The 15,660-nt window shown below is 42.4% G+C and carries 16 protein-coding genes; 11 read left to right on the top strand and 5 right to left on the bottom strand.

Annotation, left to right across the window (positions count from 1 at the left end):
- Positions 1 to 3 precede the first annotated feature (3 nt).
- The 3 genes from AAEU28_RS05715 to lolB form a co-directional block, all read right to left on the bottom strand.
- Entirely contained in the window at positions 4 to 951 is a 948-nt protein-coding gene (locus AAEU28_RS05715) for a ribose-phosphate pyrophosphokinase (RefSeq protein WP_058030808.1), read from the bottom strand.
- Positions 952 to 1,034: 83 nt separating this feature from the next.
- The gene (ispE, locus tag AAEU28_RS05710; protein WP_421963300.1) at positions 1,035 to 1,883 is read right to left on the bottom strand and encodes a 4-(cytidine 5'-diphospho)-2-C-methyl-D-erythritol kinase; all 849 of its coding nucleotides are present in this window, start codon (positions 1,881 to 1,883) and stop codon (positions 1,035 to 1,037) included.
- On the bottom strand, positions 1,876 to 2,469 hold the full coding sequence (lolB, locus tag AAEU28_RS05705) for a lipoprotein insertase outer membrane protein LolB (RefSeq protein WP_421963299.1): 594 nt from the start codon (positions 2,467 to 2,469) through the stop codon (positions 1,876 to 1,878). The genes ispE and lolB overlap by 8 nt, the downstream gene beginning before the upstream one ends.
- A gap of 85 nt (positions 2,470 to 2,554) precedes the next feature.
- Here lolB and hemA point away from each other — a divergent pair, with 85 nt between their 5' ends.
- The 11 genes from hemA (at position 2,555) to rlmM (ending at position 12,708) form a co-directional block, all read left to right on the top strand.
- Positions 2,555 to 3,814, top strand: coding sequence for a glutamyl-tRNA reductase (hemA, locus tag AAEU28_RS05700; protein ID WP_058030805.1), 1,260 nt, complete (start codon positions 2,555 to 2,557; stop codon positions 3,812 to 3,814).
- Positions 3,815 to 3,818: 4 nt separating this feature from the next.
- Entirely contained in the window at positions 3,819 to 4,904 is a 1,086-nt protein-coding gene (gene prfA, locus AAEU28_RS05695; RefSeq protein ID WP_058030804.1) for a peptide chain release factor 1, read from the top strand.
- Positions 4,905 to 4,906: 2 nt separating this feature from the next.
- A complete protein-coding gene (gene prmC / locus AAEU28_RS05690; RefSeq protein ID WP_421963298.1) occupies positions 4,907 to 5,758 on the top strand; it encodes a peptide chain release factor N(5)-glutamine methyltransferase in 852 nt (283 codons plus the stop codon).
- Between the two features lie 31 nt (positions 5,759 to 5,789).
- The gene (locus AAEU28_RS05685) at positions 5,790 to 7,343 is read left to right on the top strand and encodes a DUF3369 domain-containing protein (protein ID WP_421963297.1); all 1,554 of its coding nucleotides are present in this window, start codon (positions 5,790 to 5,792) and stop codon (positions 7,341 to 7,343) included.
- A 4-nt stretch (positions 7,344 to 7,347) separates the two neighbouring features.
- Positions 7,348 to 7,722 (top strand): SirB2 family protein, encoded by a 375-nt coding sequence (locus AAEU28_RS05680; RefSeq protein ID WP_421963296.1) that lies wholly within the window; start codon positions 7,348 to 7,350, stop codon positions 7,720 to 7,722.
- 171 nt (positions 7,723 to 7,893) lie between these two features.
- A complete protein-coding gene (locus AAEU28_RS05675) occupies positions 7,894 to 8,694 on the top strand; it encodes a tetratricopeptide repeat protein (protein WP_421963295.1) in 801 nt (266 codons plus the stop codon).
- Positions 8,695 to 8,813: 119 nt separating this feature from the next.
- The gene (kdsA, locus tag AAEU28_RS05670; protein WP_390441897.1) at positions 8,814 to 9,668 is read left to right on the top strand and encodes a 3-deoxy-8-phosphooctulonate synthase; all 855 of its coding nucleotides are present in this window, start codon (positions 8,814 to 8,816) and stop codon (positions 9,666 to 9,668) included.
- A 51-nt stretch (positions 9,669 to 9,719) separates the two neighbouring features.
- Positions 9,720 to 10,616 (top strand): transcriptional regulator GcvA, encoded by an 897-nt coding sequence (locus AAEU28_RS05665; protein WP_138480362.1) that lies wholly within the window; start codon positions 9,720 to 9,722, stop codon positions 10,614 to 10,616.
- Entirely contained in the window at positions 10,613 to 11,239 is a 627-nt protein-coding gene (locus tag AAEU28_RS05660) for an alpha/beta fold hydrolase (protein ID WP_421963294.1), read from the top strand. Before AAEU28_RS05665 ends, AAEU28_RS05660 begins: the two co-directional genes overlap by 4 nt.
- Positions 11,232 to 11,600, top strand: coding sequence for a DUF423 domain-containing protein (locus tag AAEU28_RS05655; protein ID WP_421963293.1), 369 nt, complete (start codon positions 11,232 to 11,234; stop codon positions 11,598 to 11,600). The genes AAEU28_RS05660 and AAEU28_RS05655 overlap by 8 nt, the downstream gene beginning before the upstream one ends.
- A gap of 22 nt (positions 11,601 to 11,622) precedes the next feature.
- Positions 11,623 to 12,708 (top strand): 23S rRNA (cytidine(2498)-2'-O)-methyltransferase RlmM, encoded by a 1,086-nt coding sequence (rlmM, locus tag AAEU28_RS05650; protein ID WP_421963292.1) that lies wholly within the window; start codon positions 11,623 to 11,625, stop codon positions 12,706 to 12,708.
- 93 nt (positions 12,709 to 12,801) lie between these two features.
- Here rlmM and AAEU28_RS05645 read toward each other — a convergent pair whose 3' ends face one another.
- Both AAEU28_RS05645 and AAEU28_RS05640 read right to left on the bottom strand, forming a co-directional pair.
- Positions 12,802 to 13,527 carry an SIR2 family NAD-dependent protein deacylase gene (locus tag AAEU28_RS05645; RefSeq protein ID WP_421963291.1) on the bottom strand — a complete coding sequence of 242 codons (726 nt, stop codon included), beginning with the start codon at positions 13,525 to 13,527 and terminating at the stop codon, positions 12,802 to 12,804.
- An 11-nt stretch (positions 13,528 to 13,538) separates the two neighbouring features.
- On the bottom strand, positions 13,539 to 15,542 hold the full coding sequence (locus AAEU28_RS05640) for a spermidine synthase (RefSeq protein WP_421963290.1): 2,004 nt from the start codon (positions 15,540 to 15,542) through the stop codon (positions 13,539 to 13,541).
- Between the last annotated feature and the right edge of the window lie 118 nt (positions 15,543 to 15,660).

Here is a 15,660-nt window from a genome sequence, read left to right as displayed (position 1 = left end):
CGTTTAGTGTGTAAACATTGCCGAGATTGACTCTTCGTTGCTGATGCGGCGAATTGTTTCAGCCAGCATGTCTGCAAGGGTCAATACTTTAATTTTATCGATTGAACGAAGCTCATCACTTAACGTGATTGAGTCAGTTACGATAACTTCATCAATAACAGAGTTGCGCAGGTTTTCTGCCGCAGCACCAGAAAGTACAGGGTGCGTTGCATAAGCAAATACGCGTTTAGCGCCATGCTCTTTAAGTGCTTCTGCTGCTTTACATAATGTACCACCTGTGTCGATCATGTCGTCAACGATGATACAGTCACGGCCTTCTACATCACCAATGATGTGCATAACTTGAGATACGTTTGCTTTCGGACGACGTTTGTCGATGATAGCAAGGTCAGTATCGTTCAGTAGTTTTGCAATTGCACGAGCACGTACAACACCACCAATGTCTGGAGATACAACTACAACATCATCAAATTCACGAGACTTCATGTCGTCAAGTAGTACAGGGCTACCAAACACGTTGTCTACAGGCACATCGAAGAAACCTTGAATTTGTTCTGCGTGCAGGTCTACAGTCAATACGCGGTCAACACCAACGCTTGAAAGGAAGTCTGCTACTACTTTAGCTGTGATTGGTACACGAGCTGAGCGAACACGACGGTCTTGACGCGCATAACCGAAGTAAGGGATAACAGCTGTAATACGACCTGCTGATGCACGACGCAAAGCGTCAACCATCACGATTAGTTCCATTAAGTTGTCGTTTGTAGGGGCACAGGTTGATTGAATAATGAAAACATCCGATCCACGTACATTCTCATTGATTTGAACACTGATCTCGCCGTCACTAAAACGACCAACAACAGCATCACCTAACTCGATGAATAAACGTTTCGCAATTTTTTGAGCTAACTCAGGCGTTGCGTTACCAGCGAAGAGCTTCATGTCAGGCACGGTAGGGTTCCTCAGGCACTGAAATTTTTTGGACTAACATGCAATGACGTTGTCAAAACAGGCTAACTTAAACAATTTTACTTCTACTCTTTAAGCCATGACGCTAACTGGCGATGGGCCAGTGATACAGCATGGCTTGGGGCGATAAACCCTTGCCAAGCATTGGGTAATTCAGAGAGTACACGCCGTGCGTTTTGTTCAGAGTCTAGCTCGACAAAACAACACGCTCCCGTCCCAGTCATTCTTGACGGGCCGTATTTTAGCAACCACTGCAGGGTCTTTTCAACCTCGGGGTAGAGCTTTTTAACCAGAGCTTCACAATCGTTGCTGGTATTTTCCATAAACCACTGACTGGTTAGTTTAGGGGTATTTCTAGGTAAATCAGGATGAGTGAAGACTTTTGCCGTACTAATATGAACGTTGGGGAACACCACACAATACCATTTATGTTCAATCTCAACTGCATTGAGTTTTTCGCCAACGCCTTGTGCAATGGCGGTTTTACCATTGATGAAGACAGGTACATCCGCACCAAGTGTTAAGCCTATTTCTGCCAAGGTGTTTAGGTCTAAGTGACATTGCCACAATGAATTTAGCGCTAATAAAGTCGTTGCTGCATCGGATGAGCCACCACCAACACCACCGCCCATGGGCAAACATTTTTTTAAGCCAATCGATACGCCTTGCTCTGTTTGCTTGTATGGCAACAAGGCTTGAGCCGCTTTAAAGATTAGGTTGTCTTCGGTTTTGATATTATTGGTATCACCAATAATACTAATTTGGTTGTCATTCGTTAAGTTGAACTCTAATTCGTCACCAAAATCTAAAAAGGTAAACAAGCTCTCTAATTCATGATAGCCGTCTTCCCGTTGATTATTGATATGTAGAAACAGATTAAGTTTAGCTGGTGCTGTTAGAGTCAAGTTATTCATTATTAAACTGCCATGAATTGAGTTGAATTTTTATTCTTAATTTATCTTGGGTAAGCGAAATTCGTTTTGGTACCCAAAAGCCATCAACCATTTGATAGCTTTGATAGTCGATAAGCCATGTTTTACCTTGTTCATCTGTCCACTTTGCAGACTTAAGGCGTGATTGCGGATCATATTGATTATTGTCACTACGGATGGCACCGGTTAACCAAAGTGGTGCTTTTTCAAAAGGTAATTGAAAGCCACTCAAGCGGGCAATCAATTCACTGCTACTTTGATCAATGTATTGCTCATCCTGATAGGCCATTTCACTGTGATTTTCATGCTCGACTAATTCGAGTAATTGTGTGCCAATAAAGCTAGATAAAATTAGATGTTGGCGACTTTCTTTCAGTTGCCAATTAAAGTTAACGGATTGTCGATCATTGGGCGCAATAAAGGCGACTTTACCACTGGCTTTCCAGTTTTTTTGTGCCTCTAATTGCGACCGCCAATCTGTCTGTGGCGCATCTTGCTCTGTTATTCGTTGGGCACAGCCACTGATAAATAAAAAAAACATGAGCAAAATCAAATGAATTTGTTTCAAATGTTGTTCCTTCCTTTCCATATTCGCAGGATGTTTGATAAAATTCTCGGCTTTCTAGCAGGGCTCGAGCAATTTATTGGTAGCTATGACCATTATCGCACTTGGTATTAATCACAAAACAGCATCAGTTGAATTACGCGAAAAAGTGGCGTTTTCACCTGAGCAATTATCAAACGCATTGTCGCAATTGGCGAGCTCTGAGCAGTTTAAAGAGACCGTGATTGTCTCGACCTGTAACCGAACTGAGCTGTATTGTAGCCTTGAGCATAGCAATTCCCAAGCGCTTCTCAAATGGTTAGCTGATTTTCACTGTATAGACACTGAACAGCTTGAAGATAATGTCTACATTCATCAAAACCAAGACGCCATTAATCATTTAATGCGCGTAGCTTGTGGCTTAGATTCTTTAGTACTGGGCGAGCCGCAGATCCTTGGTCAAATCAAACAGTCTTACAATAGTGCAAAGCAGCACGACTGTGTGTTACCCACTTTTGAACGTTTATTTCAAAAAACTTTTTCAGTCGCCAAGCAAGTAAGAACCGAAACTGATATTGGTGCCAGTGCTGTATCTGTTGCCTATGCGGCAGTTAATCTGGCTAAGCACATTTACGGTCAACTAGATAAAACCAAAGTGCTGCTCATTGGTGCAGGTGAGACCATTGAATTAGTAGCCAGACACTTATATCAACAGCACCCAAAAGCCATCACAGTTGCGAATAGAACAATTGAGCGCGCTAAAAACTTAGCTGAAGAAGTTGAAGCCGATGTGATTTCATTGGCGCAATTGCCAGAAAAACTGCATGACGCTGATATTGTCATCAGTTCAACGGCTAGTACATTACCTATTATTGGTAAAGGTATGGTTGAGCAAGCACTCAAACAACGCCGTTATAAGCCGATGTTGTTCGTTGATATTGCGGTACCGCGAGATATTGAAAGCCAGGTAGGCGAGTTAGATGCGGCTTACCTTTACTCAGTTGATGACTTACAAGCTATCGTCAACGAAAACATGGCAAGCCGTGAGCAGGCGGCAGAGCAAGCGCAAGAGATCATACTGCAAAAAACCCATGAATTTGCAAAGTGGCAACGTTCACAAGGGTCGATTGATGTTATTCGACAGTATCGAGACTCGGCGCAAGAAGTAAAAACAGAATTAGTAGAAAAGGCTGTAAATCAGCTACAATCAGGCAAATCAGCCGAAAAAGTGTTGCTTGAATTGGCTAACAAGCTCACAAATCGTTTAACTCACGCACCAACACGGGCAATACAGGCCGCGGCGCAAGAGGGTGATATCGATAAATTGGCCGTGCTTAAACAAACATTAGGAATCGAGCAGGAAAAGTAAATTAATGAAAGAGTCTGTATATCGTAAATTAGAGACCTTAGCCGAGCGCTATGAAGAAGTGCAAGCGATGCTAAGTGATCCAGAAGTTATTGGCGATCAAAATCGTTTCCGTGCCTTATCAAAAGAATACTCAGAACTTGAAGACGTAGTTAAAGCGTTTGCTTCTTACCAGCAAGCCCAAGACGATGTGGCGACAGCTGAAGAAATGCTGAAGGACTCAGATCCTGATATGCGTGAGATGGCGCAAGAAGAATATAAAGAAGCAAAAGCAGCCATTGTAGCCCTTGAAGATGAACTACAAATCTTGATGCTGCCAAAAGATCCGAAAGATAACAACAATGTTTATCTTGAAGTGCGTGCAGGTACAGGTGGTGACGAAGCAGCAATTTTCGCTGGTGATTTATTCCGTATGTACAGCCGTTATGCTGAAACTCAAAAGTGGAAAGTTGAAGTAGTTAGCACCAACGAAGGTGAGCATGGTGGTTATAAAGAAGTGATCGCGCACATCAGTGGTGAAGGTGTTTACGGTAAATTGAAGTTTGAATCGGGTGCGCACCGTGTTCAACGTGTGCCTGAAACTGAATCTCAAGGTCGTGTTCACACGTCTGCATGTACGGTTGCAGTAATGGCTGAAATTCCTGAAGCTGAAGCGATTCAAATTAACCCAGCAGATTTAAAAGTTGATACCTTCCGTGCATCGGGTGCCGGTGGTCAGCACGTTAACAAAACAGACTCTGCAATTCGTATCACGCATATTCCGACAGGCGTGGTTGTTGAATGTCAGGATGAGCGTTCTCAGCACAAAAACCGTGCTAAAGCACTTTCTGTACTAGGTGCACGTTTACAACAAGCTGAAGACGAGAAGCGTCAAGCTGCTGAGGCATCTGAACGTCGTAACCTAGTAGGTAGTGGTGACCGTTCAGAGCGTATTCGTACTTACAACTACCCGCAAGGTCGTATTACCGATCACCGCATTAACCTAACACTTTACCGTCTGAATGAGATTGTAGCCGGTGAATTAGGTGCCGTGATTGACCCATTATTACTTGAACACCAAGCTGACTTATTAGCAGCAATGGGTGACGAGTAATCGTGGCAAACCTAACTGTCGCCCAAGCAATCGCTTGGGCAACCCAAACTCTTCGAAATACCTCTGAATCACCTAAACTAGACGCTGAAGTTTTATTGCTTCATGTGCTTGATAAACCCAAAAGCTATCTATTCACTTGGCCTGAAGCCGAACTTACTGATGTGCAATTGAGTACATTTGATAAGCTGATCGCAGAACGAGAAATAGGCCACCCCGTCGCTCATTTAATCGGTGTGCGCGAGTTTTGGAGTTTAGAACTTGAAGTGAATAACTCGACGTTAATTCCAAGACCTGATACCGAGACCCTAGTAGAAAAAGCGCTTAGTTTAGATTTGCCTACCAATGCAAAAATGCTTGATTTGGGGACTGGCACCGGCGCCATTGCGCTATCGCTGGCATCTGAGCAGCCTAATTGGCAGGTCACTGCGGTCGATTACTCTGAGCAAGCCGTTGCGCTTGCTAAGCGAAATCAACAAAAACTCGCCTTGAATAATGTCACTATTATGCAAAGCGATTGGTTTAGTGCAGTACCAAATCAACAATTTGATCTTATTGTCAGTAATCCGCCGTATATTGATGAACTTGATGAGCATTTAAGCCAAGGCGATGTGCGTTTTGAACCAAAAAGTGCATTAGTTGCACCAGATAATGGTATGGCTGATATTAAACTAATCATTGAGCAAGCGCGGCAATATCTGGCACCGAACGGATATTTGCTTATTGAGCATGGTTATCAACAAGCGCTGTTATTACAAGAGTTTTTTGCACAAATGGCGTATAGCAATATACTTACTATAAAAGATATGGCAGGCTGTGATCGAGTAACCATGGCCCAGTGGCAAGGCAAGCGATAAGAACGCCCTGTGTATTAATAGGACCCCGCGTATGGATGATTTTTTGTTTTCAGATGAGCCGAACGATGTTGTTGAGCCCGATAGCAATGGCGTTTGGAAAGTAATTGTTGTCGATGATGAGCCTGAAGTTCACGCGGTAACTAAGCTTGCTTTAAGTGACTTCGAGTTTCAAAAGAAACGATTAGAGTTTATTAGTGCATACTCAGGTGAGGAAGCGCGTAAGGTGATCCAAGCACATCCAGACGCAGCCATTGTATTACTTGATGTGGTGATGGAAACCGACGATGCGGGGTTACAAGTTGCTAAGTTCATTCGAGAAACCGCTAAAAACAATCATATTCGTATCATTTTAAGAACGGGTCAACCAGGCCAAGCGCCAGAAAGACAAGTCATCGTTAACTATGATATTAACGACTATAAATCAAAAACAGAATTGACAGCACAAAAGCTTTTTACAGTTGTGATGTCGAGTCTGCGTTCTTATCGCGACATTTTAGCTATTGAGCAATCACGTCAAGGTTTAGAAAAGATTATTTGCGCTTCAAGAGACATCTTTTCATCACATTCCTTAGAGCACTTTATTAAGGGGGTTGTACAGCAGCTAACCTCTTTGTTGGGTACTGTCGATGAAGCGATTTATGCGACGTCTTTGGTTGCAAGTAACGACGCGAATCATAATGCTGAACAGCTGGTTGTTTTCACAGGCCGCGGTGAGTTTGAATCTTGTGAAGGTAAACCAATTTCTGAAGTGTTAACCCAGGACCAGCTCCAAGCTTGCTCTACTGCTTTGCAAGAAAAAAGCATAGTTTATAAAGATAATTATTTGTTCGCCTACTGCACCAGTGAGTTTAATCATAGCTCTATGCTATTTGTGTCTGGTATTCCAGATTTTCTAACGGATACACAAAAGCATTTAATTGAAATCTTTTCACAAAATGTGCAACTAGCTTATGAGAATGTGCAACTGCAGGCTGAAGTTGAAGATACCCAACAAGAGCTAGTTTACAGGTTGAGTGAAGCGCTAGAACAACGCTCTACCGAAACAGGCAATCATGTAAAACGCGTTGCGCATATTTGTTATGCGCTCGCTGAAGGGTATGGTTTACCAAGACGTGATGCAGAGTTAGTACGTATGGCCTCGCCGCTTCATGATGTAGGCAAAGTGGGTATTCCTGATGCGATTTTAAATAAGCCAGATAAGCTTGAAGAGCAAGAATGGCAAGTGATGCAGACCCATGCTGAAAAAGGTTATGAGATCTTAAAAGACTCTCGCCGTGAAATTGTCAATGCAGGGGCGATTATTGCTAAAGATCACCATGAAAAGTGGGATGGTTCAGGTTATCCTGCCGGTAAACAAGGTGAGAGTATTCATATTTATGGTCGAATTGTTGCCCTAGCCGATGTCTATGACGCACTTCGTCATAGACGTTGTTACAAGCCTGCTTGGGAGTTAGAGCAAGTTGTGGCCGAAATTAATAGTCAGAAAGGCAAGCATTTTGATCCTAAGCTTGTGGATGTGTTTAATAGCATTATTGACGACTTAGAGGCGATTTTAGTGAAGTATCCAGATAAGCAGAGTAGTTAATTAAATGGAATATATTGCAATCAAACATACTCATGTGATGTTCGCACTGTTGAGTATTATTTTGTTCTACACGAGAACAGTATCTCGTTTTATGTCGGGGAAACTCGCCAGTAATAAAATCGTTTTTATTGGCAGCCACATTATAGACACTTTATTATTGGTTTCAGCTGTCGCGCTGTTAGTTGTTGCGAGTATGAATCCATTACAACAACCATGGCTGACTGAAAAAATTGTTTTAGTGGTTGCTTATATTGGTTTGGGTTTTGTCGTTGCTAAATCGACACAGTTTAAAACGCAGGTTATCGCACTGACAGCAGCTACTATCTCGCTACTCCTCATTGGTTATTTAGCGGGTAGTAAAGCGTCATTTTTACTTTAAGTTTCTTTGAGTAGGCTTTGCCTACTCAACCTCTTCTCATTTTTACCCCATATAACTCCTTCTAAATCAATTAACAAAAACTACTTCTATAAGGCGCTACATTAATTCCTATAAAAAATGTTAGACTAGCCGATTAATAAGTAAGAGTAATAGTTAAGGTCGTTGGTATTTATGACTGATATCTGGTTCGATGAACAAGACAGTAGTGCAGACTACATACCACAGCATACATTATTTAGATGCATCGACGCTGAGCGTCAGTGGGATGCGCAGATAAATCTAGAAGAGAGTTACTGCCAGCTTGCAGAACTTGAATTAGCTGTTGATCAATTATGTCGCGAACATACCGAAACACATACATTGATCGATGCGCTTTTAGATGCGTTTTATACCCGTTGGTTATTCAGTGGCAGCAATCAAAACGAAGTTGAGTACAAGTTAAATAGTGTCAATTATGTATTGAAAATGCGCACTGGCAATGCCACTTCTCTTGCTTTGATTTTGACGCATTTACTGCAACGTGCACAGCTTGATGTGAACATGGCATTTCACCAAGGCGATATCATGGTTCATATCGCTTTAAGTGCTGAAGAAGGGTATATCGTAGAGCCTTGCGGCGGCAACCAAACTTGGTATATCAATCCTGAAAATGACAGTAAAGACGAAGAGCCTTACGAGTTATTGTTAGGTGATGAAGCATTTAAGCTATATCTCGCTCAGCAGAAATGGGCGTTTATCACAGCAGATAAGTTTGGTCATGCTTTAAGTTGCGTTGAACAGTTGATGGATTTACTCGGTGATGACCCGTATGAACGTCGTGATAGAGGGTATCTGCTCAATCAGATAAATTGCCCTAAATTAGCTAAAGCTGATTTACAGTTTTTCGTCGATGAATGTCCTGATGATCCAACGATTGAGATTATTCAGCATCAAATAGAAGAGTTACAAGACTACAATCATGTAGTCCACTAATAAGAATAATTAGCGAGCTTTAATATTTATGCCAAGTTTAGTGTGGCGTTAAAGCATGCTTTACAAACTCCCGAGTAGACATCTATTAGATTTCTATTACTAAAAGAATTAGGAAAGTTATGAACACGCAAATCGTAAAAGTTGCAGATATTGAAGTGGCAAACGACAAACCGTTTGTATTATTTGGTGGTATGAATGTGTTGGAATCGCGTGATCTTGCAATGCAAATTGCTGAGCACTATGTTGAAGTAACCAGCAAGCTAAACATTCCTTACGTATTTAAAGCATCTTTTGATAAAGCAAACCGCTCTTCAATCAACTCTTACCGTGGTCCAGGCATGGAAGAAGGTCTGAAGATTTTCGAAGAGATTAAAAAGACCTTCAATGTTCCTGTGATCACCGATGTGCACGAACCATTTCAAGCAGCCCCGGTTGCTGAAGTAGCTGATATCATCCAGCTTCCAGCGTTTTTAGCACGTCAAACAGATTTAGTGGTGGCGATGGCAAAAACTGGCGCTGTGATTAATGTGAAAAAACCACAATTTTTAGCGCCGCATGAAATGCGTCATATTATCAAGAAGCTGAATGATGCAGGTAACGACCAAGTTATTTTATGTGAGCGTGGAAGTAGCTTTGGTTACAACAACCTAGTGGTTGACATGCTGGGCATGGATGACATGAAGCACATGGCACCTGTGATGTTCGATGCAACTCACGCGCTACAACGCCCAGGTGGTCGTTCCGATTCTGCTGATGGCCGTCGTGCTCAGGCAACTGAACTTGCACGTAGTGGCATGGCGTTGGGCCTAGCAGGTTTATTTATTGAAGCACATCCAAATCCAAACGAAGCAAAGTGTGATGGCCCTTGTGCATTACCACTGGCTAAGTTAGAAGGCTACTTAAAGCAAATGAAAGCGGTTGACGATTTAGTGAAAAGCTTCGAACCACTAGATACAAGCGCAGCCGACTTATAATAATTATAAAGAGCAGCAAATTTGCTGCTCTTTAGTTTGGTTTAAAGAATTATGTCTAGAAGACTCCCGCCATTAAACGCCCTAAAAGCTTTTGAAGCTGCGGCACGTAATTTGAGCTTTACCAAAGCTGCAGAAGAATTGTATGTCACACAAGCTGCTGTCAGTCATCAGATTAAAACCCTTGAAGAGCACCTTGGGTTAAAACTCTTCTTGCGTAAAAACCGCTCCTTACTTCTGACCGAAGAAGGGCAGGGTTATTACTTAGACATAAAAGAAATTTTTAATCAGTTGGTTGATGCCACCGATAGGTTATTAGCGCGTGGCGCAAAAGGGTCATTAACGGTATGTTTAACACCAAGCTTTGCTATTCAATGGTTGGTACCGCGGCTAAGTAAGTTCCATGAGCTTCACCCTGAAATTGATGTGCGAATAAAAGCCCAAGACGATGAAGAAAACTCGTTAACGGATGATGTAGATGTGGCTATTTACTATGGCCGTGGTAACTGGAACGGGGTAGAGGCCTACCAGCTTCACAAAGAATATTTGGTGCCTTTATGTAGTCCGTTTCTACTAACCGGCCCCAAGCCGCTTCATGCACCATCAGATTTAAGCCAGCACACTTTACTGCATGATACCTCTCGTAGACCTTGGAAAGCGTGGATGAAAACCGCTGGGGTACGTGATGTACCGGTAAACCAAGGACCTATCTTTAGCCACTCATCCATGGTGTTACAGGCTGCGATCCATGGTCAAGGCGTTGCGCTGGGTAACAGTGTATTAGCAAAACCTGATTTAGATGCGGGCCGTTTAGTCATTCCTTTCAGTCACAGTTTAGAAAGTAAAAACGCGTTTTATCTAGTGGTTAGAGAGGCGCAAGCTGAACTGGGTAAAATCGTTTCGTTTAAAGAGTGGATGCTCAGTATGGTTGAACAAGAGGAACAAGAATGATCCAATGGATTAAAGCAGATAACCCTAAAGCACAATTTATTTTTGCCCACGGGGCAGGGGCTGGTAGTGACTCTGAGTTTATGCAAGATATGGCTAATAAGCTGGCTGAGCATGGCGTACAAGTTGGCTTATTCGATTTTGAATATATGCAAGTTGCCAAACAAACCGGTAAGCGCCGTCCACCGGATAGAGCCCCTAAATTACTCGCCTATTTTGAGAAAGTATTAGCATCAGTCGATGCTGATTTACCTCTATTTATCGGTGGCAAATCAATGGGCGGCAGAATGGCCTCATTGTTAGTGACAGATCACTCTTTACCTGTAAAAGGCGTGATTGCTATGGGTTATCCGTTCCACCCACCAGGTAAACCAGAAAAACTGAGAACGGAGCATTTTGCTGATATTCCTTGCCCATTTTTAGTATTACAAGGTGAGCGAGATACCTTTGGTACACAAGCTGAACTAGCCCAAATGTCATTTGCTAAAGCGCCAATGTTTCAATTTTTTGCCGATGGCGATCATTCACTAAAACCACGAAAGAAAAGTGGTTTTAGTGAAGAAGCACATCGTCTGGACGCTGCAAAAGCCACCTCAGAATTTATAGAGCAACACCTGAATGACTAAACTATTTTTATTGATAGGCAGTGCATATTGCATGTTATCGGTGGTGCTAGGCGCCTTTGCCGCTCATGGTTTGAAAAAACATGCCTCTGAGTATGCGGTCGATATTTTCAAAACCGCTGCCGAATACCAAATGTTTCATGGTTTGGCCTTGATATTAGTGGCGATGCTGATTAAACAAGGTTTAAAACTGAATGCGTCAGGCTGGTTATTTACCTTTGGCACCATTTTATTCAGTGGCAGCTTATACTTGCTGGCGCTGACCGAATGGCGCTTTTTAGGCCCGATCACGCCAATTGGCGGCGTGTGCTTCATTTTAGGTTGGTTGCTTTTAATGGTCAAATCAGCCAAACATAAATTTTAATTAAAGAGATTTGAGAACACCTATGTCGAGTGTTGTGATTTATTGTCGTAGTGGCTTTGAAAGTGATGCCGCAGCTGAAATTAACCATCATGCAGCCTTACAAGGCGTTGCAGGCTATGTAAAAGCCAAGCCAAATACGGGTTATGTGAGTTTTGAAACCTATGCAGCAAGCGATGCAGAATTGCTCATTAAGAAAATCGACTTTCAAAGCTTGGTATTCGCAAGACAGTGGTTTGCAGGTGTCTTTGTCAGCAAGATGTCGATAGAAGATCGTGTCAGCGAAGTAAAAGCCGTGGTGGCTGACTTCCCATTATGTGGTGAGTTGCGTGTAGAAACTCCAGATACCAATGAAGGCAAAGAGCTTTCAAAATTCTGTAAGAAGTTTTCAACGCCGCTTGCGAAAAGTCTAGAAAAGCAAAACAAGCTGACTCGTGCAGTGAAGAAGAACCGCCCAGTATTACATGTGATGTTTTTAGCAAACGATACGGCATTTGTGGGTTATTCTTTCCCGAGCAATAACTCGCCTTTCTTTATGGGTATTCCGCGTCTGCGTATGCCAAGTGATGCGCCAAGCCGCTCGACATTAAAACTAGACGAAGCCTTTCACGTTTTTGTGCCGCCAGAAGAAATAGAGCAGCGCGTTCAGCCAGGCATGCGTGCCGTAGATTTAGGGGCGTGCCCAGGTGGTTGGACCTACCAACTTGTTCGTCGAGGCATGTTTGTCGCTGCCATAGATAACGGGCCGATGAATCAGAATTTAATGGATTCAGGTCAGGTCAAACACTTCAGAGAAGATGGCTTTAAGTACTTACCAGAAAAGCGCAATAACACTTGGTTAGTATGCGATATGGTAGAAAAGCCGAAGAAAGTGACAAACCTAATGTTAGATTGGATGGTGAATGGCTTTGCTAGCGAGTTAATCTTTAACTTAAAGCTACCCATGAAGAAACGCTTTGAAGAGGTGTATCAGTGCCTAGAGTTAATTCGTGAAGAGTTACCTAAGTACGAGATTGAATATACTTTGCAAGCTAAACATTTATACCATGACCGTGAAGAGATCACAGTACAAGTGCAAATACACAAGATCCCACAAAAACTATTCAGTTAACGTTTAAAGCTAAAAATAATAAAGCCCTGACTTATTCAAGTTCAGGGCTTTTTTTGTATTTAATGTAATAGTTTAATTTGAGGTCAGGTTATTTTAGCGCGAGATATACTCTTGCGCTGTCATAGCAAAGTACTCAACCTGAGAATGTAAAATATGAGTGGGATTCGGGTCGACCACTTCAACTGGAATATTGTTGTGGCGGGCAATCTCTAATGCCATATTGGTGATATTGACGCTAAACGAGGTCCCCATGAATACCATTTTATCTGCGTCTAGCATCTGTTGTTGCGCTCGGCTGATTTCGTATAACTCAGTGTAGTATTCATCAAACAGCAGCACATAAGGCTTTAATGATTCATTCAAAATAGGCCCATGTTTACCTATTTTAAATAACTCAAGTAGCGAGCTTTCTAAGTTTTCTTCATCCACCTTATCCCAAGGTGCTTTAATACGCTCAACATCATCGCCTTGGCGATGAAATAAAGTGACTTCATCCAATCGACCGTGAATTGAAATGTAATCAGGATTACCCGCTTTACCGTCTAAGCCATCGATGTTTTGTGTGATCAGAGTTTTGTCAGCAAGCCAATGATGCACCTTATTGGGTCCGTGATGGCGGTAAGTGGCAAAACGGTTGTAATACCATTTTAAAAACTCACCAGGGTTGTGCATATACATATCACGCGTCGCCATTTGCTGTGGTGTATAGTTGCGACTACCAATCGTCCAAAAGCCATCTTCCCCACGAAAGGTAGGAATACCACTTTCAGCACTGACGCCTGCGCCCGTGATATATAAAGTTTTGTCAGTCTTCGTCATGTGGTTTGCTCCTAAAGTGCTGACATTAAGTTACTGTAATCATCGCGCCAAATAAATGTTGGCTTTTGATTTGGCCAAGGGCTCTGAAGGTGCTTAAAGCTTGCAATTGCCTGCTCATCAAAGGTTAAAGTGACCCAGTGCGTGTTGTGCTCATGCGCTTGCTTGGCTTTTGTTTCAAAGAAGTGCACTTTAAGTTTAAGCTCGTCAGCAAGGCCGCGCATGAGGGGCGTGAGATCTAAATGACTATTAGAGATATGTATTGCTAAAACGCCATGCGCTTTAAGTTGTGATAAATATAGTTGCATGGCTTCAAGCGTTAACAAGTGCATAGGAATGGCATCGCCACTGAATGCATCTAAGATAAGGGCATCAAATCGGTTTACTTGGCCTTGCTCTTTTTGTTTTTGAAGTTGCACGCGACCATCTCCAACCACATATTCAATCTGTGCTTTACTGTTATTTAAGTAGCTAAAGTGACTTTGCGCAGTTGCCACAACATTAGGGTTTAGCTCGTAAAACGTATAGTTATCACGATGCTTACCGTAAGCTGCTAGAGTACCCGCACCTAAGCCGATAAAGCCCACTTGCGCACCGTTGGCTTGACTATTAAGTAGTTGAGCCACTGCCGTTTCAAAGCGGTAGTAACTTTGTGGTTGACCTTGTAAGTAAGTGGGTTCAATGATCTCAGTACCATGAGAAGTGGTGCCATCTATTAGGCGGCGCTCCATTTGTCCATTGATAGAGACTTCTTTGACCGACAATAAGCCATAAAAGTTACGTAACCTCAATGTGTCATGGTTGGTAAATTGACTGTTTAGCCAGATAAAAGTCGGGGCAAGTAGTACCAGCACGCCGCCTGCCACAAGCACCATATTCCGGCTTTTTGCAAACTGCTCGGTACTTATTAAAGAATAAATGAAAAGCGCCAATACAAGGCCTAAAGCCAGAGGGTACTCATAAAACAAAGTAAATATCTCAGGCGCGATAAAAGTAATTGCTGCAGTGCCTAAAGCCCCACCTAAAGATATCATTAAATAAAACTGCGTCAGTTTAGACTGATGTGGTTTGGTCTTCTCAAGCTCACCATGGCAGATCATACAGGCACTGAATAACACGGTTGAATAGAGCACAATTTGACTGAGTAAATCGAGTTGGCTGCCAATAAAGAACAGCATCAAGCCAATAAAACTACTGAATGCGAACACTGCCAGCCAAAACCAGCGTTGGTAAACCTTTGCCGAGTGGAAGCATAAAATAAACGTCAGTAAATAGAGCGATAAAGGCAGCAGCCATAAAAAAGGAATAGGCGATACATTCTGTGTCATCGCACTGGTGGTTGCCGTTAACATGATCACACCACAGGCACTGAGCAATAGCCATAAAGGCAGACGCTTATCCAGTGTCGAAGTACCTTCATTTGATTGCGCTGTCTGAGTGTAATTGTTTTGCTTAAGTGCTAAGCCAATGAAACCTGCAAATAATAAGACAAACACACCATAAACAAGGCTCCAAGCCCAAGATTGTGCAGACAGAGTTAACCAAGGTTCAAATATAAACGGGTAACTGAGTAGCGCCAAAAAAGAGCCAATGTTTGAGTAACTATAGAGTTTGTAAACTTTGCTGTTGAGCGATTGAGATTGCCAACTTTGTAATAGCGGCGAAGTTGCAGCAAGCACAAAATAAGGTAGACCTACGCTCAGTGCAAGTTTAAGAAGCAATGCGAGCTCTGGAGAAGCTTGTTCCTTAATATCACTATCAGATAGACCTAAAGGTAAAGCGAGTAAGCTAACGAGTAAGAGACTCAAGTGCACAATTTGCTGTTTTTTTATATCAAGAAATTTAACCAGCAGGTGTGCATAGCAATAGCCAGCGAGTAAAAAGGTTTGAAAAAACAGTAAGCAGGTTGTCCAAACTTGTGCGCCACCACCAAACACGGGCAGCAAAGATTTAGCTAACAAGGGCTGAACTTGAAACAACAAAAACGCACTTATAAAGATCACGACAGTGGCGAGCATGCAGAGCCTTTTCTCTTTGGAAAATTAATTATTGCGCACTTTAGAGTGTTAACCATATAGATGCAAATTCACGGCTTGTTTAATCACAGTTATTAAATTAATCAACGGTAGATATTGT

The organism is Pseudoalteromonas sp. SS15, from assembly GCF_049257195.1.
In the GTDB taxonomy this organism is placed as follows: domain Bacteria; phylum Pseudomonadota; class Gammaproteobacteria; order Enterobacterales; family Alteromonadaceae; genus Pseudoalteromonas.
Note: the sequence above shows the minus strand (reverse complement) of the source record. Positions and strands in the feature narration are given on the sequence as shown.

Coding starts and splice junctions, on each gene's coding strand:
- AAEU28_RS05645 (WP_421963291.1), bottom strand. CDS start 13,527: ATGACGAAGACTGACAAAACTTTATATATCACGGGCGCAGGCGTCAGT.
- AAEU28_RS05655 (WP_421963293.1), top strand. CDS start 11,232: ATGACTAAACTATTTTTATTGATAGGCAGTGCATATTGCATGTTATCG.
- AAEU28_RS05665 (WP_138480362.1), top strand. CDS start 9,720: ATGTCTAGAAGACTCCCGCCATTAAACGCCCTAAAAGCTTTTGAAGCT.
- kdsA (WP_390441897.1), top strand. CDS start 8,814: ATGAACACGCAAATCGTAAAAGTTGCAGATATTGAAGTGGCAAACGAC.
- AAEU28_RS05675 (WP_421963295.1), top strand. CDS start 7,894: ATGACTGATATCTGGTTCGATGAACAAGACAGTAGTGCAGACTACATA.
- hemA (WP_058030805.1), top strand. CDS start 2,555: ATGACCATTATCGCACTTGGTATTAATCACAAAACAGCATCAGTTGAA.
- ispE (WP_421963300.1), bottom strand. CDS start 1,883: ATGAATAACTTGACTCTAACAGCACCAGCTAAACTTAATCTGTTTCTA.
- prfA (WP_058030804.1), top strand. CDS start 3,819: ATGAAAGAGTCTGTATATCGTAAATTAGAGACCTTAGCCGAGCGCTAT.
- AAEU28_RS05685 (WP_421963297.1), top strand. CDS start 5,790: ATGGATGATTTTTTGTTTTCAGATGAGCCGAACGATGTTGTTGAGCCC.
- AAEU28_RS05680 (WP_421963296.1), top strand. CDS start 7,348: ATGGAATATATTGCAATCAAACATACTCATGTGATGTTCGCACTGTTG.
- rlmM (WP_421963292.1), top strand. CDS start 11,623: ATGTCGAGTGTTGTGATTTATTGTCGTAGTGGCTTTGAAAGTGATGCC.
- AAEU28_RS05640 (WP_421963290.1), bottom strand. CDS start 15,542: ATGCTCGCCACTGTCGTGATCTTTATAAGTGCGTTTTTGTTGTTTCAA.
- AAEU28_RS05660 (WP_421963294.1), top strand. CDS start 10,613: ATGATCCAATGGATTAAAGCAGATAACCCTAAAGCACAATTTATTTTT.